Origin of the sequence: Streptomyces sp. ERV7 (assembly GCF_001653515.1) — a bacterium.
Taxonomy (GTDB): domain Bacteria; phylum Actinomycetota; class Actinomycetes; order Streptomycetales; family Streptomycetaceae; genus Streptomyces.
In genome coordinates this window covers 1,532,466-1,550,361 of record NZ_LYOY01000040.1, presented here as the reverse complement: position 1 = coordinate 1,550,361, position 17,896 = coordinate 1,532,466, and the positions used below count along the sequence as shown (strand labels likewise).

Annotated in this window: 17 protein-coding genes, 2 tRNA genes and 2 pseudogenes; 6 read left to right on the top strand and 15 right to left on the bottom strand. The window is 70.9% G+C overall.

Annotated elements, in window-relative coordinates:
- Positions 1-105: 105 nt before the first annotated feature.
- On the top strand, positions 106-522 hold the full coding sequence (locus A8W25_RS21635) for a Fur family transcriptional regulator (RefSeq protein WP_067163793.1): 417 nt from the start codon (positions 106-108) through the stop codon (positions 520-522).
- 100 nt (positions 523-622) lie between these two features.
- On the opposite strand, the gene A8W25_RS21630 is transcribed toward A8W25_RS21635, so the two are convergent.
- The 4 genes from A8W25_RS21630 to A8W25_RS21615 form a co-directional block, all read right to left on the bottom strand.
- Positions 623-699: transfer RNA gene (locus tag A8W25_RS21630), tRNA-Met, on the bottom strand.
- Between the two features lie 73 nt (positions 700-772).
- Positions 773-2,587, bottom strand: coding sequence for a tetratricopeptide repeat protein (locus A8W25_RS21625; RefSeq protein ID WP_067163791.1), 1,815 nt, complete (start codon positions 2,585-2,587; stop codon positions 773-775).
- A 171-nt stretch (positions 2,588-2,758) separates the two neighbouring features.
- Positions 2,759-2,832: transfer RNA gene (locus A8W25_RS21620), tRNA-Met, on the bottom strand.
- A 68-nt stretch (positions 2,833-2,900) separates the two neighbouring features.
- Complete coding sequence (locus tag A8W25_RS21615) at positions 2,901-5,816, bottom strand: UPF0182 family protein (protein ID WP_079126231.1); 2,916 nt, start codon at positions 5,814-5,816, stop codon at positions 2,901-2,903.
- 173 nt (positions 5,817-5,989) lie between these two features.
- Between A8W25_RS21615 and A8W25_RS21610 the strand changes: the two genes are divergently transcribed.
- Entirely contained in the window at positions 5,990-6,490 is a 501-nt protein-coding gene (locus A8W25_RS21610) for a PPA1309 family protein (RefSeq protein ID WP_067163787.1), read from the top strand.
- Positions 6,491-6,558: 68 nt separating this feature from the next.
- On the opposite strand, the gene A8W25_RS21605 is transcribed toward A8W25_RS21610, so the two are convergent.
- The 4 genes from A8W25_RS21605 to A8W25_RS21595 all read right to left on the bottom strand — a co-directional run bounded on the left by A8W25_RS21605 (position 6,559) and on the right by A8W25_RS21595 (position 9,752).
- A complete protein-coding gene (locus tag A8W25_RS21605) occupies positions 6,559-7,647 on the bottom strand; it encodes a PDZ domain-containing protein (protein WP_067163786.1) in 1,089 nt (362 codons plus the stop codon).
- A gap of 108 nt (positions 7,648-7,755) precedes the next feature.
- Positions 7,756-7,926 (bottom strand): hypothetical protein, encoded by a 171-nt coding sequence (locus A8W25_RS34485; RefSeq protein WP_180357258.1) that lies wholly within the window; start codon positions 7,924-7,926, stop codon positions 7,756-7,758.
- 176 nt (positions 7,927-8,102) lie between these two features.
- Positions 8,103-8,567: a molybdenum cofactor biosynthesis protein MoaE gene (locus tag A8W25_RS21600; protein ID WP_067163784.1), complete on the bottom strand. Its 465-nt coding sequence runs from the start codon at positions 8,565-8,567 to the stop codon at positions 8,103-8,105.
- Positions 8,568-8,645: 78 nt separating this feature from the next.
- On the bottom strand, positions 8,646-9,752 hold the full coding sequence (locus tag A8W25_RS21595) for an SDR family oxidoreductase (RefSeq protein ID WP_067163783.1): 1,107 nt from the start codon (positions 9,750-9,752) through the stop codon (positions 8,646-8,648).
- A gap of 189 nt (positions 9,753-9,941) precedes the next feature.
- Here A8W25_RS21595 and A8W25_RS21590 point away from each other — a divergent pair, with 189 nt between their 5' ends.
- On the top strand, positions 9,942-11,357 hold the full coding sequence (locus A8W25_RS21590; RefSeq protein ID WP_067163781.1) for a zinc-dependent metalloprotease: 1,416 nt from the start codon (positions 9,942-9,944) through the stop codon (positions 11,355-11,357).
- Positions 11,354-11,875: an NUDIX hydrolase gene (locus tag A8W25_RS21585; RefSeq protein WP_067163779.1), complete on the top strand. Its 522-nt coding sequence runs from the start codon at positions 11,354-11,356 to the stop codon at positions 11,873-11,875. The genes A8W25_RS21590 and A8W25_RS21585 overlap by 4 nt, the downstream gene beginning before the upstream one ends.
- Before the next feature lie 111 nt (positions 11,876-11,986).
- Here A8W25_RS21585 and A8W25_RS21580 read toward each other — a convergent pair whose 3' ends face one another.
- From A8W25_RS21580 to A8W25_RS21570, 3 genes and pseudogenes are all read right to left on the bottom strand, one after another.
- Positions 11,987-12,742, bottom strand: coding sequence for an AIM24 family protein (locus A8W25_RS21580; protein ID WP_067163777.1), 756 nt, complete (start codon positions 12,740-12,742; stop codon positions 11,987-11,989).
- Between the two features lie 17 nt (positions 12,743-12,759).
- Positions 12,760-13,440 carry an AIM24 family protein gene (locus A8W25_RS21575; RefSeq protein ID WP_067163775.1) on the bottom strand — a complete coding sequence of 227 codons (681 nt, stop codon included), beginning with the start codon at positions 13,438-13,440 and terminating at the stop codon, positions 12,760-12,762.
- Positions 13,441-13,453: 13 nt separating this feature from the next.
- Positions 13,454-14,182 (bottom strand): annotated as a pseudogene (locus tag A8W25_RS21570) (AIM24 family protein); the annotation flags it as partial.
- Between A8W25_RS21570 and A8W25_RS21565 the strand changes: the two are divergent.
- Positions 14,107-14,793, top strand: a pseudogene (locus tag A8W25_RS21565) (ThiF family adenylyltransferase); the annotation flags it as partial. The pseudogenes A8W25_RS21570 and A8W25_RS21565 overlap by 76 nt on opposite strands.
- On the top strand, positions 14,786-16,207 hold the full coding sequence (locus tag A8W25_RS21560; protein WP_067163773.1) for an ABC1 kinase family protein: 1,422 nt from the start codon (positions 14,786-14,788) through the stop codon (positions 16,205-16,207). The pseudogene A8W25_RS21565 and the gene A8W25_RS21560, both read left to right, overlap by 8 nt.
- Positions 16,208-16,244: 37 nt before the next feature.
- Here the strand turns inward: A8W25_RS21560 and A8W25_RS21555 are convergent, their stop codons facing one another.
- From A8W25_RS21555 to A8W25_RS21540, 4 genes are all read right to left on the bottom strand, one after another.
- Positions 16,245-16,430, bottom strand: coding sequence for a hypothetical protein (locus A8W25_RS21555; RefSeq protein ID WP_067163772.1), 186 nt, complete (start codon positions 16,428-16,430; stop codon positions 16,245-16,247).
- Positions 16,431-16,550: 120 nt separating this feature from the next.
- Positions 16,551-16,874, bottom strand: a complete 324-nt coding sequence (locus A8W25_RS21550) for a hypothetical protein (protein WP_067163770.1) — start codon at positions 16,872-16,874, stop codon at positions 16,551-16,553.
- Complete coding sequence (locus tag A8W25_RS21545) at positions 16,871-17,239, bottom strand: WhiB family transcriptional regulator (protein ID WP_067163768.1); 369 nt, start codon at positions 17,237-17,239, stop codon at positions 16,871-16,873. Before A8W25_RS21545 ends, A8W25_RS21550 begins: the two co-directional genes overlap by 4 nt.
- A 161-nt stretch (positions 17,240-17,400) precedes the next feature.
- Positions 17,401-17,748, bottom strand: coding sequence for a hypothetical protein (locus A8W25_RS21540; RefSeq protein WP_067164325.1), 348 nt, complete (start codon positions 17,746-17,748; stop codon positions 17,401-17,403).
- Positions 17,749-17,896 lie beyond the last annotated feature (148 nt).

The following is a 17,896-nucleotide window of genomic DNA, read 5'->3' as shown; positions in this document are numbered from 1 at the left end:
GGCGTTTGCCGTTTCCGATCCTACAATGGACATTGTCTAAGTCAAGTGACCATCCAAAGTCACACCCGTTCGGGATACGCTCCCCCGGCTGTTAGGCTGGCCCTTATGAGTGACCTGTTGGAACGACTTCGCGGACGCGGCTGGCGCATGACCGCCCAGCGGCGTGTCGTGGCCGAGGTCCTCGACGGGGACCACATGCATCTGACGGCGGACGAGGTCCACGCGCGCGCGGTGGCCAAGCTCCCCGAGATCTCCCGGGCGACCGTCTACAACACGCTGGGTGAGATGGTGACGCTCGGTGAGGTCATCGAGGTCTCCACGGACCGCCGCGCCAAGCGGTACGACCCGAACGCGCACCAGCCCCATCAGCACCTGGTCTGCGCCCGGTGCGGCGCGATCCGCGACGTCCACCCCAACGGGAACCCGCTGGCGGACCTCCCCGCGGCGGAGCGCTTCGGCTTCACCGTTTCCGACGTCGAGGTCACGTACCGGGGCGTCTGCCCGGACTGCGCGAAGGCCTAGAGCGGCCGGCGGTACGGGGGCGGTCGACGCCGTCCCGTACGCGGCCGGTACCCGGAAACGACTCAGGGCCCGGATCCATTGGATCCGGGCCCTGAATACTTGGTAGCGGGGACAGGATTTGAACCTGCGACCTCTGGGTTATGAGCCCAGCGAGCTACCGAGCTGCTCCACCCCGCGTCGGTGAACCCAACAGTACGTCACCCCGCCGACCAGCGCAAACCCGATTGGCGCACCCCCGCTTGCGCGGCGCCTACGCCGTCAGCTCCTGGTGCAGCGCCTCCCGCAGCCGCGCCGCCCGCTCCGCCACCTCGGCCGGTCCGAGCTCCACCGCCCGCGCACACCACCGCTGCCCCTCCGCCAGTTCCCCGCACCGCGCGGCGAGCAGCGCGAGCCGCAGCGCGGCCCGCCCGTGCCCCGCGTGGGCGGCCCGGGTCCACCACAGCGCGGCCTCCCGCTCCCGCCCCTCGCGGGCCAGCAGCAGCCCGAGGTTGAAGGCGCCGTTGCGGCTGCCCGCCTCGGCCGCCTCCCGGTACCAGCGCGCGGCGCCCTCCTGGTCGCCCCGGGCCGCCGCGAGCATGCCCACCCGCACCTGGGCACGCCGGTGCCCCTGTGCGGCGGCCCGCTCGTACCACTCCTCGCACTCCGTCTTCTCGGCCACCGGCTCGCCGAGCACCGGCGCGCCCGGCGGCGGCTGGCGCGCGTCGAGGACGGTGGCCAGGCGGAACGCCGCCTCCGCGCTGCCGCCGCCCGCCGCGCACCGCAGATGCCGCTCGGCGGCGGCCTCCTCGCCGTCCCTGAGCAGCGCCATGCCGACCTGGAGGGCCGCCTCGGTGTGCCCGGCCGCCGCCGCCCGCTCGTACCACTGCAGGGCGGCGCGGTCGTCGTCGCGGCTGGCGAAGAGGATGCCCAGGTTGAAGGCCGCGTCCACGCTGCCCGCCTCGGCCGCCTTGGAGAACCACGGCTCGGCGCCGGTCGCGTCACCGGCCTGGAGCAGCAGCACGGCGAGCGCGTTGGCCGCCTCGCGGTGCCCCGCGTAGGCGGCCCGGCGGTACCACTGCTCGGCCTGCGCCGTCCGCTCCTGGGCGGCGCAGAGCAGCGCCAGGTTGTACGCCCCGTTGTCGTCCCCGGCGTCCATCGCGGCCCGGTACCAGCGCTCGGCGGTCTGCGGCTCGCCCCGGGCCGCGTGCAGCGCGCCCAGCGCGTTGGCGGCGTTGCCGTCGCCGTCCTGGGCGGCCCGCAGCCACCACACGGCCGCGCTCTCCTCGTCGCCCGCGTCCCGCAGCAGGAACCCGAGCGCGCAGGCCGCCTTGGCCTCGCCGTCCTTGGCCGAGGTCAGATACCAGCGCCCGGCCTCCTTCAGCTCGCCGCGCTTCTCCAGGATCGCGCCGAGGTGCAGCGCGGCCCGCCGGTGCCCGCGCGCGGCGGCCTGGCGGTACCACTGCTCCGCCTCGGCCCCCCCGGCCTCGGTGTCCGTCTCCGTCTCGACAGCGATGTCAGGCTCGCCACTGTCACGCTCGGCCCGCTGGTCGATGAGCCGGGCGAGGCGGTACGCGGCCTCCCGGTGCCCCTGCTCGGCGGCAGCGCGCAGCCAGCGCTCGGCGCCCACGTCGCTACGGTGCTCCAGCAGGTCCGCGAGGGCGTACGCCCCCAGCGCGTGGCCCTGCTCGGCGGACTGGCGCAGCCAGTACTCGGCCGCCGGCTCGTCGCCGCGCTCGCGGTAGTGGCGGCCCAGCGCGTGCGCCGCGGCGGCGGAGCCCGCGACGGCGGCGATGCGCCACCACCCGGCCGCCTCGTCCGCGTACCCGCGCTGGTGCAGCAGCACGCCCAGGTTGTTGGCCGCGGCGCGGTCGCCCTCGGCGGTGGCGCCCCGCAGATAGGGCTCGGCGCTGTCGAGGTCGCCGCGGCGCAGCAGCAGGGATCCGAGAACGCTCATGGACGCGGCGTCGCCGCCGTCGGCAGCACGCCGGTGCCGTGCCTCGGTCTCGGCATCGGCGGCGTCATCGGAGCGCATCTGCGCAAACCGCCCTGTCTCCAACAGAGTTGCCCTGTCCCCCATAAATACCATCGTCGCACCACCCGCAACCCGCGTACACCTGGTATACCGCAGCCAGTGAGGTCACTTCAGCGTTTTGTCGACATGCCCACAGAGAGATAAGCCAAACGCAGCAGGGGCACATCCGGACACGCAAATCGACGAGGGCCCGGATCCTGATGGATCCGGGCCCTCGTCTGTCAGTAGCGGGGACAGGATTTGAACCTGCGACCTCTGGGTTATGAGCCCAGCGAGCTACCGAGCTGCTCCACCCCGCGTCGGTGAATACAACGTATCACGACGCGGAACGGAGCCCGACCGGATTACCGGCCGCCGGGGTCGCCGCTCAGCCGCTTCCTCCCCCGGTGGAGCCGCCGGCCGGGGATCCTCCGGAGGATCCCTTGGCCTTGGACTCGGCGTCGGCGGCCCGCTGAAGCGCCGCCTGGAGCTCCTGCTGGGCCTTGCCGTACGCCGCGAAGTCGCCCTTCTGCAGCGCCTTCTGGCCGTCGTCGTACGCCTTCTGCGCGTCCTTGATGGCCTGCTCCACCGTGGCGTTCGTCCCGGTGGACGGCGGCTTGGTGGTGTCGGCGGGCGGCTTGGTCGCGGGCGGCTCGGCCCCGTCGACGCCGAACACCGCGTTCAGTGCCTGCGCCAGGGTGTCCTTGAACACGGTCTTGTCCCCGTAGGAGACGCCGACCTTCTTCAGGAGGGGGTAGTTGGCGGAGCCACCGCGCGCGTACACCGGCTCGATGTACAGGAACCCGCCGCCCAGCGGCACGGTCAGCAGATTGCCGTAGTCGATCTCGGAGTCGCTGCCGCGCAGGTTCCGCACGAACTCGGCGACCTCCGGCAGACCGTTCAGCTTGCTCTGCACCTGCTGTGGGCCCTGGACGTTGTCCGTGACTCTGAGCAGTCTGATCGTGCCGTAGTCCTTGCTGGCCGCGTCCGCGTCGATCGCCATGAACCCGCCCAGGTTGGGCCGTCCGTTCGGCGTGAACGTCGTGGTCAGGGAGAACTTGTTCCCCTGGGTCTCGGCGCCCGGCATCTTCATCGACAGGTAGTACGGCGGTACCGCGACGCCGTCCTTGTTGGTCGGGTCGTCCGGCACCTGCCAGGCGTCACTGCCGCTGTAGAACTGCACGGGGTCGGTGACGTGGTACCGGGTCAGCAGCTCGCGCTGGACCTTGAACATGTCCTGCGGGTACCGCAGATGGGCCAGCAGCTCCCCGGGGATGTCGGCCTTCGACTTCACCGTGCCCGGGAACGCCTTCATCCAGGTCTTCAGGACCGGGTCCTTGGTGTCCCACTGGTACAGCGTGACCGTGCCGTCGTACGCGTCGACGGTGGCCTTCACCGAGTTGCGGATGTAGTTGACCTGGTTCTGCTGCGCCACCACCGCGCGCTGGCGGGTGGTCAGCGAGTCCGCCGTCGTCTCACCGAGCGTCGTACGCGAGGCGTAGGGATAGCCGTTGGTCGTGGTGTACGCGTCGACCACCCACTGGATCCGCTTGCCGATCTTGGCGGGGTACGGGTCGCCGTCGATGGTCAGCCACGGGGCGACCGCCTCCACGCGCTGCTTCGGGGTGCGGTTGTAGAGGATCTTCGAGCCCTCGCCGATGGCTCCCGAGTACAGGATCTGCGGCTCGCTGAAGGCCACCGCGTACGCGGCGCGGTTGAAGGGGTTGGACAGGCTGACCCCGCCCTTGCCCTTGAAGCTCGTCGTCTTCTGGCCCTTGCCCTCGGACTCGTAGTCGAGCTCCTTCTGCGGACCGCCGACGATCGAGTACTGCTCGGTCTTCTCGCCGTAGTAGATCCGCTGCTCGTACTCACCGAGCTGGCCCGTGGTGGGCAGACCGGACTGGGTGAAGTCCGGGGAGCCCGTCGAGTCCACGCTGGTGCCCTTGGCCGCGATCACTCCGTAGCCGTGGGTGTAGGTGAAGTGGTCGTTGATCCAGTTGCGCTTGTCGATGCCGTTGAGGTTCAGCTCGCGCAGACCGACGACCGTGTCCTGCTCCTTGCCGTCCTTGTCCGTGTAGCGGTCCACGTCCAGCGGTACGGCGAACTGGTAGTACTTGCGCTCCTGCTGGAGCTGCTGGAAGGCGGGGGTGACGACATTGGGGTCGATCAGCCGGTAGCTGGCGGCCGTGTCGGCGTCGGCGCGCAGCTTGGCGTTGGCCTCCACCGCCGTCGTCCCCTTGTAGTCCCGCACCTCGGTGGCGTCGATGCCGTACGCCTTGCGGGTGGCGTCGATGTTCTTCTGGATGTACGGCGCTTCCTTGGCCTGCTCGTTCGGCTGGACCTGGAACTTCTGGACGATCGCCGGGTAGAGCCCGCCGATCAGGATCGCCGAGAGGACCATCAGGCCGAAGCCGATCACCGGGAGCTGCCAGGTGCGGCGCCACAGCGTCGCGAAGAAGAGCAGCGCGCAGATGACGGCGATGCAGAACAGGATCGTCTTCGCCGGAAGGTAGGCGTTGGCGTCCACGTACCGCAGGCCCGTCCAGTTACTGCTGGCCTTGAAGTCGCTGGACTTCACCGCGAGCCCGTACCTGTCCAGCCAGTACGCCACGGCCTTGAGGGCGACGAAGACGCCGAGCAGCACCGAAAGGTGCCCGGTGGCCGCGCCCGTGGCGCGCGCGCCGGGGCTGGTGATCCGCAGCCCGCCGTACAGGTAGTGCGTCAGGGCGGCGGCGATCAGCGAGAGCACGGTGGCCGCGAAGCCGAAGCCGACCAGGAACCGGTACCAGGGCAGGTCGAAGGCGTAGAAGGACACGTCCAGGTGGAACTGGGGGTCCTTCTGCCCGAACGGCACCCCGTTGACCCACAGCAGCCAGGTGCGCCACTGCCCGGAGGCGGAGGCTCCGGCGATCAGGCCGACGAGCGCCGTGATTCCCAGGAGCAGCCACTTCTTGAACGGGGCGATGCCCATCCGGTAGCGGTCGAGGCTCTGCTGCTCCAGCGACATCGCGCTGAGCGGCGGCCGCAGCCGGTGCGCCAGCCAGATGTTCAGGCCGACGGCCGCGGCCATCACTACGCCGAAGAACGAGAAGAGACCGATCTTGGTCCACAGGGTGGTGGTGAAGACGGATGAATAGTGCACCGAGCGGTACCAGAGCCAGTCCGTCCAGAACCCGGCGAACATGACGAACGCCATGGCCAGCACGGCCAGGATGCCCAGTGTCATGAGCAGGGTCCGGACCCGGCGGGACGGCCGGCCGACTCTGATCCGTGGCCCGGACGGGCCTCCGCCGCGGTCCGGCATCTGGAAAGCCAAGGTGCGCACCTCGAAGTTCGCTGTCGATTGAGCAGGCCCCGCGATCGTAGAGCCCACTCATGCAACTTACTGAGGCTTTACTCAGTTCCCGATTCGGGGGTGAAAGAGGGCAGGATGTTGCTCATGTCCAACGTTTCCCCCTCCGGCCCCCCACCCGCGCCGTGCTCGAAATCGACGAGTACGCCTCCGGCCTCGGCTGGGACCAGCCGGCCCGCCTGTTCGCCCTCGTCGACACCGCCAAGCTCCGTACCCAGGAGCCGGGGCTCGCCGCCCAGCTCGGCCTCGACCAGGGCGACGCGGCCGCGCCCCTGACCCCGATCGAGCAGGACGAGATCCCGGCCGGCCAGGCCCTCGACGAGTTCCTCGGCACCATCGCCTGGCCGGACGCGGTGGTCGGCTGCGCGCTGACCGTGGAGCGCCTGATGCTTCCGCCGTCGGCCGAGACGTCCGTGCCCGAGGGCCTGAACGACAAGCAGCTGGCGAAGTGGGTGGCCAAGCACCCGGACCGCCAGGAGGTCCGGATGACCGTGGCGGTGCTGCGCGACGGCGCCCGCGACTCGGCCGTACGGCTGCGCGAGAAGGACTCGCCGACCGAGGTGCTCACCGGCGCCGGTCTGGTCCCGGGCCTCGCCGAGGCGCTCTCGGCGACCTTCGCCGACTAGCACGCGGCAGCGGCACCAGCACCGGAACTACGGGCAGGGTGCGCCCACGCGCGCGTGGGCGCGGCCGGTCACTTCGCCGAGCAGCTCGGCAGACCGGCCGTGTCCCCCTTGCGGATCTTCTCCAGCGCCTTGGTCGCGTCGTCGATGGTGGAGACCTTCACCAGGGTCAGCCCGCCCGGCGTGTCCGAGGCGGCCGCCGCGCAGTTCTCGGCGGGCGTCAGGAAGTAGCGGGCGCCCGCGCCGCGCGCGCCGATCAGCTTCATCTCGATGCCGCCGATCGGGCCGACCTTGCCCGCGTCGTCGATCGTCCCCGTACCGGCGATGAACTTGCCGCCGGTCAGATCACCGGGGGTGAGCTTGTCGACGATGCCGAGGGCGAACATCAGACCCGCGCTCGGGCCGCCGACGTCGGCGAGCTTGATGTCGATGGAGAACGGGAAGGTGTGGTCGGTCCCGGCCTGGATCCCGACGATCGCCCGGTCGGCGTCCTTGGCCTTCTCCGTGGTGATCGTGACGTTCTCGGCGCCCCCGGGCTCCTTGCCCGCCTTCTCCGCCGCGGCCGCCTCCTTGGCCGGGACGACCGAGAAGACCACGTTCTGGCCCGGGCGGTGCTTGGTGACCAGCTTCGCCACGTCCGCGGGCTCCTTGACGGGCGAGCCGTCGACGGACCTGATCACATCGCCCGCGTGCAGCTTGTTCTCGGCCGGGCTGTCCTTGACCACGGACGCCACGACGACCCGGGACTTCACCGGGATCTTCAGCTCCTTGAGCGCGGCGACCTTGGCGCTCTCCTGGGACTGGCTGAACTCCTCGGCGTTCTCCTGCGAGGACTGCTCCTCGGTCTTGCCGTCCGGGTAGAGCGTGTCGTGCGGCACGACCTTGTTGTCGTGGGCCAGCCAGCCGTAGACCGCCTCGACCAGGTTCATGTTGTAGCCCGCACCGGTGACCCTGACCGTCGTCATGTTGAGGTGACCGGTCGTCGGGTAGGTCTTGTGCCCGGAGATCTGCAGCACCGGCTCGCCACGCGCCTCGCCGAGGGTGTTCACCGTGGGGCCGGGCGACATCTCCGAGTACGGCACTTTGATGAGGACGCCTGCGCAGAGCAGCGCGATCAGGATCAAGGTGGAGGCGAGCATCGTCGCGGTGCGGCGTGGCATGGAACGACAGTACGGGACGTGCCTGTCAGTGCACCGCCGGGGCCGGTCCGTACGGGGAGGGTGGGCATCCTCGTACCGGCCGGGGCGCGAGAGGCGCGCCGAAGGGGGTCAGGCGGGCTCGGTTCCGGCTTGGGACTTCTCCATCGCCTCGCGGAACCGGCTGTAGCCGGCGAGTTCCGCGACGTCGCCGGTCGTGCGGTTGCGGGCGGCCCAGCTCGCCCATATCGCCGCGCCGACAGCAGCGAAAAGCGGAATCAGCAGCCATGTGAGTGCAGCCATTCCGTCCTCCCGTCCCCAGATGAGCTACCGCAACTGACAGATCAGCAGATTAACCATCTGCGAGATCAACGCTCGCGGCAGGGGTGCGGTTACGCAAATCGGGGCGGATCCCCCCGACAGGGTTTCAGACACCCTGGCGGGGCGGCCCGTTCACCCGTTGGAGGCGGCCCGGAGGGTCAGCAGGCGCCGACCCATTCGTCCGTGCCGTCGGAGAACTGCTGGTGCTTCCAGATCGGGACCTCGTGTTTCAGGTCGTCGATCAGCTTGCGGCACGCCGCGAACGCCTCTCCCCGGTGCGGACAGGAGACCGCCACGACGACCGCCAGATCGCCCACGCCCAGTTCGCCCACCCGGTGGACGGCCGCCAGCGCGCGGACCGGGAACTCGGCGACGACCTTGTCGGCCACTCGGCGCATCTCCGCCTCGGCCGTCGGATGGCACGAGTACCCGAGCGCCGCCACGTCGGCGCCGCCGTCGTGATCGCGCACGGTGCCGACGAAGAGCGCGGTGCCGCCCGCCGAGGGGTCTCCCACGGCGCGGAACACCTCGTCCAGGGAGAGCGGGGTGTCACGGATCTCGAGCAGCCGGATCGGGTCGTCCGCCGCCAGCTCGCCGGGGTGATCGGGGTGGGTCTGTGCCATGGACCCATCGTGCCGTACCGCACTGACATCGCGGTATAGCTCTTTCACCCCGTCACCGACACCCTCCGTAGGAGGGTCCTACAGCCCTCGGCGCTTGCGGGCGCGGCGGATCGCCGCGGCCGCTCCGAGCAGGGCGACCGTCGCTCCGGCGGCCCCGGCGGCGGTTGCGTCCTTCCGGCCCAGCCGGCGCCCCGCCACGGTGTGTCGTCCCGCGGCCTCCTCCAGGAGCTCCGCGAGGACCTCCTCGTTGGTCCACTGGGGCCGCCACCCCGCGTCGTGCAGCCGCCCGACGCTGACCACCCAGGGGTGCATCGTGTACGCCAGGTCGCCCGCCGGGGACGGGGTGAGCCCGATCCGGTGCAGCCGGGCGGCGGCGCCGAGCGCGACCGCCGAGGGCAGCTCCATCCGCCGGATGCCGCTGAGCTCCTCGACCTCCTCCTGTTCCAGCCACCCGTCGCAGCCCACCGCGAACTCGCCGTCGACCTTTTCCAGAGCCGCGTACTCCAGAGCGCTGCACAGGTCCTCGACATGGCAGAACTGCCAGGTCGGACGGGATCCGGCGACCACCAGGAGGCGCGGCGACTCGAAGTACCGGGTCAGGGCGGTGTCAGTACCGCCGACCAGGACGGCGGGCCTTACCACCGTGACGTTGAGCCCGGGGTGGGCGCGCGGGGCGCGGCGGCCCAGGCGCTCGATCTCCAGCAGGTCGCCGACGCCGGTCGCCTCGGCGGTGGCGCGCAGCTCGGCGTCCTCGGAGAGGGGGATGTCGTTGTCGGGCAGCGCTCCGTAGACCATGGCCGAGGTGCACAGCACGACCCGGTGGACCCCGGCCGCCGCGGCGGCGGTCAGCACGGTCTGCGTACCGCGGACGTTGTACGCCGTACGGGCGGCCGCGTCGGTCTCCAGGTCGAGGTCGAGCGCCAGGTGGACGACGACGTCGGCGCCGCGCAGCTTCTCGGCGATCGCCGGGTCGCGCACGTCCAGGATGTGCCAGGTGGCCTCGGACACCTCGCCCCGGCGCTCGTCGATGGCGATGACCTGCTTGATCTCCTCGGATGCGGCGAGCCGCGCGGTGAGCAGCGCGCCGATTCCGGCCGCGGCACCGGTGACCGCGACTACGGGACCCCGCGCTGCTGAGGGGGAAGGGTTTCGCGCTGCGCGAACCTGCGGATCTGGGGAACTCACCGGGCGTCTCCAGCGGTTGTCTTCAGTACGTACACGAATGACGCGTACGGACCAGGTGACGTCCATCCTGCCGCAGGCCAAGAGTCGGCGGAGCACCGAGCCCTTATCCGGCCCGGATGTCTACGCTGGTGGTGTTGGTGGGCAGTCGCCGTCGGCAGGAGCCGGCGGCCCTAGGAGCCGAGGAAACCCGTGAGTGACAACCCATTCGGATTCGGCCTTCCGCCGGAGGAGCCGGAGAACGGCGACGAGGGCAAGGAGAAGGGCAAGGGCAACCAGGGCGGCCCGGCGAATCCGTTCGGGTTCGGCGGGGCAGGCGGCGCGGACAACCCGTTCGCGGCGATGTTCGGTTCGCTGAACCCGAACGACCTGGGAGCGGCCTTCCAGCAGCTCGGCCAGATGCTCAGCTACGAGGGCGGTCCCGTGAACTGGGACATGGCCAAGCAGATCGCGCGCCAGACGGTCGCCCAGGGCACCGCCGACGGCACCAAGGACGAGAGCGTCGGCCCGGCCGAGCGCTCCGCCGTCGAGGAGGCCGTGCGCCTCGCCGACCTGTGGCTGGACGGGGTGACGTCGCTGCCCTCGGGCGCGTCGACGGCCGTGGCATGGAGCCGCGCGGAGTGGGTCGAGGCGACCCAGCCGGCCTGGAAGGAGCTCGTCGACCCGGTCGCCGAGCGCGTCGGCGCGGCCATGGGCGGGGTGCTGCCCGAGGAGATGCAGGCCATGGCGGGCCCGCTGATCGGCATGATGCGCTCCATGGGCGGCGCCATGTTCGGCCAGCAGATCGGGCAGGCCGTGGGCGTCCTCGCGGGCGAGGTCGTCGGCTCGACCGACATCGGCCTGCCGCTCGGCCCGGCCGGCAAGGCCGCGCTGCTGCCGCTGAACATCGAGGCGTTCGGCAAGGACCTGGGCGTCCCGAAGGACGAGATCAGGCTCTATCTGGCGCTGCGCGAGGCGGCCCACCACCGCCTCTTCGCCCATGTGCCGTGGCTGCGCTCGCACCTGTTCGGCGCGGTCGAGGGCTACGCGCGCGGGATCAAGGTCGACACGGCGAAGCTGGAGGACGCGGTCGGCCAGCTCGACGTGTCCAACCCCGAGCAGCTCCAGGAAGCCCTTCAGCAGGGCATGTTCCAGCCGGAGGACACCCCGGAGCAGAAGGCCGCCCTGGCCCGTCTGGAGACGGCCCTGGCACTGGTGGAGGGCTGGGTGGACGCGGTGGTGCACGAGGCCGCCAAGCCGCGCCTCACCTCCGCCGACGCCCTGCGCGAGACCCTGCGCAGGCGCCGTGCGACCGGCGGTCCCGCCGAGCAGACCTTCGCCACCCTGATCGGCCTCCAGCTGCGCCCGCGCCGGCTGCGGGACGCCTCGCGCCTGTGGGCCTCGCTCACCGACGCGCGCGGGGTCGACGGCCGCGACGGTCTGTGGGAGCACCCGGACATGCTGCCGACCGCCTCCGACCTGGACGACCCGGACGGCTTCGTCCACCGCGAGCAGCTCGACTTCTCGGAGCTCGACAAGATGCTCGGCGAGGCGGCCTCCCGCAAGGACGAGCCCAAGGACGGCCCCGGGGCCGAGGGCGACGACAGCAAGGACGACGACGGCAAGTGAGCCTGCACGAAGACGCGGTCCTCGTACTGAAGACGTACGAGGACCAGCCGGAGCTGCGCCGGACCTACCTCGACCATCTGTCGGCGCACCCGGACGGGATGTGGAAGGCCTGCGAGGCCGGCCACCTCACGGCGAGCGCGCTGGTGATCGCCCCGGAGCGCGGGCAGGTGCTGCTGACGCTGCACCGCAAGCTGAACATGTGGCTGCAGATGGGCGGCCACTGCGAGCCGCAGGACGTCTCCCTGACGGCCGCCGCCCTGCGCGAGGCGACCGAGGAGTCCGGTGTGTCCGGTCTCACACTGCTGCCGGGCGGGCCCGTCCGGCTCGACCGGCATCCGATCCCCTCGCCCTGCAACTGGCACCTGGACGTCCAGTACGCGGCGCTGGCCCCGGCCGGAGCGGTCGAGGCGATCAGCGACGAGTCGCTGGACCTGCGCTGGTTCGGCTACGACGAGGTGGCCGAGGTCGCCGACGACTCGGTGGTGCGCCTGATGGAGGCCGCGCGGGCCCGTCTGTGACGGGCTGACGGACCGACGTACCCACCGGCGGCACGGACCGACGGGTAAGGGGCGGCCGCCCATGGCGACCGCCCCTTACCGATGATCGATGACCGAGACGCCGATACCCGGTCAGCTCCAGGCGTTGCCCTGGTTCTGGGCGTGGGCGCCCTGCTGGCCCATGCCGTACTGGGCCCGCATGCCCTGGCCGATCACCGCGTTCTGCGGCGGCAGCACCTCGCTGGGCTGGACGAGCGCGAAGCCCTGTCCGAGGAAGCTGAGCTCCCAGCCCTCGCCCGTGTTGCCGCGGCGCCGCCACACGCCCGTGGAGTGCGTCTGCGCCTGCATCTGGACCCGCAGCGAGGTGGACCAGGCCACGATCGCGTCGGCGTCGGCGTTGACGTACTTGTCGGGGGTGACCTGGAGCATCAGGGGCTGACCCGAGGTCATCAGGACGACCTTGCCGGTGCCGGTGATGTTGAGCTGGAACTTGCCGGTGCCGGAGATGCCGTACTGGCTGTCCACGGCGACGACCTCGTAGTGCAGCGAGGAGTCCATGGCCAGGACGTAGCCGCTGTCCACGGTCAGCCCGTCCCGGTCCACGTCCACCACGTGGACGTACTGGGCGAGGTTGGCGAGGTAGACGGTGCCCTGGCCGGACACACGCATCAGATCCAGGCCCTCACCGGTGCGCGCGTGGGCGTTCTGGTGGCCGCGCGACTGGTACTCGCCGTCGAACTCCATCAGCCCCTGGTAGGCGACCATCGAGCCCTTGCGGGCGAGGATGTCGTCGTGGCCGGTGAGCACGACCCGCAGCATCTGCGAGTTCTGGGCGCTGTAGCGCTCCTGGGACTGCTGCTCGGTGTAGCTGAAAAGCGGGCTCTGCATGGTGTTCTCGCTTCCCCTCAGCCCCGGGCCCGCAGGCGGTCGGTGCTGTCCTCGCTCGGCTGTACGACGACGATCCCCTGGCCCGAGAAGGCCATCTGGTACGCCTCTCCGCTGCCCCGGCCGATCAGCGAGGACGCCTTGAAGCTGCGCTTGCCCTTCACCTTGAGGTTCGGGGACCAGGCCACCAGGGCGTCCGGGTCGACGTACGTCTCGTCCTCGCCGCTTCCGCAGTCGACGACGACGGGTGTGCCGCGCGAGGTCAGGGCGACCCAGCCGGTGCCGGAGATCTTCACGTTGAACAGACCCTGGCCGGCGAACTTGGCGAGGCCCTTGACCCGCTCGACGCCCCACTGGAGGCTCGCGTCGAAGGCGAGCACATTGGTGCCGTTGACGGACAGCGCGTCGTTGTTGAGCTGGACGACGACCACATTGGCCCCGTAGTCGGCGAGGTAGAGCAGTCCGTCGCCGGTGCACTTCATCAGCGGGGCGCCCTCGCCGGTGATCCAGTCGCGGGCGATCTGGCGCACGGCCGGCGGGTTCGGCTCGTACTGGATGAAGCCTTCGTAGGCGACCATCGAGCCCACGCGCGCGAAGAGGTCCTGTCCGGTGGCCATGGCCACCTTGAGCATGGCGCTGCCGTGGTTCTCCATCCGGGCGGCGACGGGGGTGGGGGCATAGCCCGCGAGCTGCTGGTTCATTCTTCGGGCTCCCTCAGACCTCGTACGGCTGGACGACGATGAAGTTCCCGGGCGCGCCGCGGAACTGCAGGTTGACGGACTCGCCGCTGTGGCCGGGGTAGGCGTTGCGGCGCAGCCGGACCTGGCTGGAGACGATCACCTGCGAGGCGGACGACCAGGCCACGATCGCGTCGCTGTCCGCGAACGTGGTCGGGGTGACCGGCAGGACCACCGGGGTGCCGTGGGTCATCACCACGAGCGTGCCGGTGCCCTGGAACTGCATCGTGAACAGCGCCCCGCCCGGGATCCCGTGGCCCTCGATCCGGCGGACCTCGTACTGGAGGGACTCGTCGAAGGCCAGGACGTGCTCGGCGGAGACGCAGATGCCGTCGCCCTGGAGCTCGATGGGGTGCAGATGGGCGCTGTTCTCGGCGAGGAACACCTGGCCGCGGCCGCTGCAGCGCATCAGCTGCATCTCCTGGCCGGTCGCGTTGCCGACGATCCGGCCGGCGAACCCGGCGCCCTTGTAGCCGAAGTCGACCTTGCCCTGGTACATCACCATGCTGCCCTGGCGGGCCAGCACCGGGGAGCCGCCGGCACCCAGGTCGACCCGGACGAGCTGCTTGTTCTGCGGGGTCCAGCGCTGTCCGGTGGGCAGCTCCCTGTACTGCTGGATGGCACCCGCGAGACCACCGCCGGGCTGCGGCATCCCTTGCGGGACACCGGGCTGCTGACCGTACGGGGCGGGCTGGCCGTACGGGCCGTGCACTCCGGGCCGGCGAGGGCGACGAGCCGACGGGTCTGTCGCTGATCGTGGTGACCCCCAGGGACGGCCTTGATGTGTACGCGCCGGATCCGGTGACGGCCGGTGAGTGGGTGGCGGCGGGTATCCCCCATCTGTACGCGGGAGTTGTGGAGACGACCGGGCTCGTGGGGCCGCTGGTCCTGCCCGGTGGCACCGGGTGCGCGGGCTGTCTGGCGCTGGAGCGGGCCGAGCGCGATCCCGGCTGGCCCCGGATGCTGGCGCAGTGGCGCTCCGGCCGCCGCCGGGGAGCCGTGCCGGCCTGTGACCTCGCGCTCGCGACCGCCGTGGCGGGACTGGCCGCGGCGCACGCGCTGGCCTTTCTGGACGGCGACCTCCCGGCGAGTACGGGCACGCGGTGGGAGGCGTCGCTGCCCCTGCTCGGCTGGCGGCCACGGCGTCTCGCGGCCCGGCTCGACTGTCCCTGCGGCGCTGGTGGGAACAGTGAAGGGGAGGACACCTCGGGGGGCGCTCGGCCGCAGGACACAATGGCCCCGGTAACCGCTGTCAACGACGCACTGCCGCGAGGCGCGCGGCACGGCCGGCTGGGAATTGGAGGGGCGCATGTCTGATCTTCCCCGGAAGGCGGTCACCCGGACCGCCAAGTTGGCCGCGCTGCCACTTGGTTTCGCCGGGCGTGCCACCTGGGGCCTGGGCAAGCGGATCGGCGGCAAGTCCGCGGAGATAGTCGGCCGCGAGCTCCAGCAGCGCACCGCCGAGCAGCTCTTCAAGGTCCTGGGCGAACTCAAGGGCGGGGCGATGAAGTTCGGGCAGGCCATGTCCGTCTTCGAGTCGGCGCTGCCCGAGGAGGTCGCCGGGCCCTACCGGGCCGCGCTGACCAAGCTGCAGGAGGCCGCGCCGCCCATGCCGACCCGCACCGTGCACACGGTGCTCGCGGAGCGGCTCGGGGAGGAGTGGCGCGAGCTGTTCCTGGAGTTCGACGAGAAGCCCGCGGCGGCGGCCTCGATAGGGCAGGTGCACCGGGCGGTCTGGCACGACGGGCGCGAGGTCGCGGTCAAGGTGCAGTACCCGGGCGCCGGGGAGGCCCTGCTCTCGGACCTCACGCAGCTGAGCCGGTTCGCCCGGCTGCTCGGGCCGCTGATCCCGGGCATGGACATCAAGCCGCTCATCTCCGAGCTGCGCGACCGGGTCTCGGAGGAGCTGGACTACGAGCTGGAGGCGCGGGCCCAGCGGGAGCACGCGGCGGAGTTCGCGGACGACCCGGATGTGGTGGTGCCCGATGTGGTGCACCAGCGCGACCAGGTCCTGGTGACCGAGTGGATCGACGGAACCCCGCTGTCCGAGGTGATCGCGGACGGTACGGAGGAGCAGCGCGACCGGGCGGGCCAGCTCCTGGCGAGATTCCTCTTCTCGGGGCCGGCCCGGACCGGACTGCTGCACGCCGATCCGCATCCGGGCAACTTCCGGCTGCTGCAGCCGGAGAAGGAGGGCGGGCCCTGGCGGCTGGGCGTGCTGGACTTCGGGACGGTGGACCGGCTGCCGGGCGGGCTGCCCCGGACGATCGGCGACTCGCTGCGGATGACGCTCGACGGCGACGCCGAGTCCGTCTACGCGCTTCTGTGCGAGGAGGGCTTCGTGAAGGAGTCCATAGACCTCGACCCGGACGCGGTCCTGGACTATCTGCTGCCCATCATCGAGCCCGCGCAGGCGGACGAGTTCACCTTCACCCGTGCCTGGATGCGCGGGCAGGCCGCGCGGATCGCCGACCCGCGCTCCCCCGCGCACCAGCTGGGCAAGCAGCTCAACCTGCCGCCCGCGTATCTGCTGATACACCGGGTGACGCTCTCCACCATCGGCGTGCTGTGCCAGCTGGACGCGACGGTCCGCCTGCGGGACGAGCTGGAGCAGTGGGTGCCCGGGTTCCTGCCCTCGGACGAGGAGGAGCCGGCCGGGCCGGGGAACCTGACGGTCCTGGAGGCAGGGGAGCGGGAGGACGAGGAGGACGAGCAGCCCGCCGGGGCGTGAGTCCGCCGGGTCCGGGCGGGGTGGTGCCCCGCCCGGGTCACCACCACACAGAGTCGAGTCTGCTCTCGATCGCCCGGATGTGGGCGCGCGCGCAGGCGTCGCAGAAGTAGAGACGGTGGCCGTTCTCGACGGAGTAGGTCCACGTCGGCGGGGTGCTCTCGGCGGGGGTGCCGCAGCGCGAGCACACAACGGTCTCGGCAACCGGCTGAGTCGGGTCGTCCATTTCGTGACGATACCGCCGCGACCGGTGGTTGCGGGCACAACGCACCGCGGGGGCCGGTCCGTTCGGACCGGCCCCCGCGGGCTGATTCATCAGTTCACACGCTGTCTGGCGGTGCCGTCGTTACTGCATGACGGCCATGGCCAGGGCGCGGCGGGCACGCATCGACACGCGCTCGGCGCGGCGCTGCATCCGCCGGGCGGCGATCAGGCGCATGGCCTGCCGCTCGGCCTCGGCTTCCCGCATGCGCTCGTGCATATGGGCACGGGCGAGGGCTTCTGGCATGAGTTGCATTTCGAGGGTCCTGTTCTGACGCGAGGCGTTCGCGCCGGTGGTGGTGAAGTCTGGGGTCGCGGAGCCCATGAGCTCGCTGGCGGACGTCGTCATCGGGGCCTGCTTCTGGGGGTCGTTCGTGAGGGGGCGGTCGATGGTTCCCGGGCGGTTCATGCCGCGACCGGGTTCTTGCGCGGGCGGCCACGGGGCCGCTTGCGGGCTACGACCACACCCTGGACGAAGAGCTCGCCACCCCAGACACCCCAGGGCTCACGCCGCTCCTTGGCCCCGGCGAGGCAGGCCTCGACCAGCGGGCAGGTACGGCAGAGGGACTTGGCGTACTCGACATCTGCCGGGGACTCGGCGAAGAAGACCTCCGGGTCGTACGAGCGGCAGGGGACGGGTACGCCGAGGTTCTCGATGGCGTCGTCGAGCGCGGTGAGCGCGGTGAGGGGAGTCAAGGCGGGGTCCTCCGTGAGACCGGGCGGGGGGATCGTCTGGGCGGGCGGTACGGACGGGGCGTGCGCTTCGAGTTGCACGGTGTTTTCTTCCTCGTCTTTGTCGTCGGTCCGGCCGGTCGGCCGGGATTCGGCTGGTACCGAGACCCCTTCGCGCTGTCGTCCCCGTTCGGGGACAAACAGAAGGGCCGCGGATCCCTGGTGGGGTTCCGCGGCCCTGAAGGCGCCTGCCTGATCCTGGATCAGGCTGGATCACTCCAGGGTTCGAGCCCACGGAAGGCCCACATCGTGTGGTGCTGCGTCGTCTGGTGCTGCTTGGTCTTCTTCTCGGCTCCGGCACCGGCTGCCGCGACGGCATAGGCCGCCTCGGCCTGTCCCTTCACTACTGCTGCTTCCGGTGCCTGGGTCGGTCGCTCATTGCCGTTCCGCACGGGGAGGCTCGCCAGGGGAGACGGAATGACGACCGAGAGGCCGAGCAGACCGGAGACACCGGTGGACAGACCGGTGCCCTGGAACGAGGAGCCGAGCGGGCAGGTGGCGACGACCGAGCGATCGGTCACTTTGGTGGTCCGGATGCTGGTGAAGTTCATGAAGCTGGTCACTGGTCTCGCCTCCTCTCGGCGTCTCGGGGAGCTGGGGCCCGGGGGCCTTGATCCCATGCGTATTCGGATAAGTACAGCAAGTAGAGCACGGACGCAGGGCCTCTGAGAAGCCGCTGTTTCCGTGGTTAAGAACCTA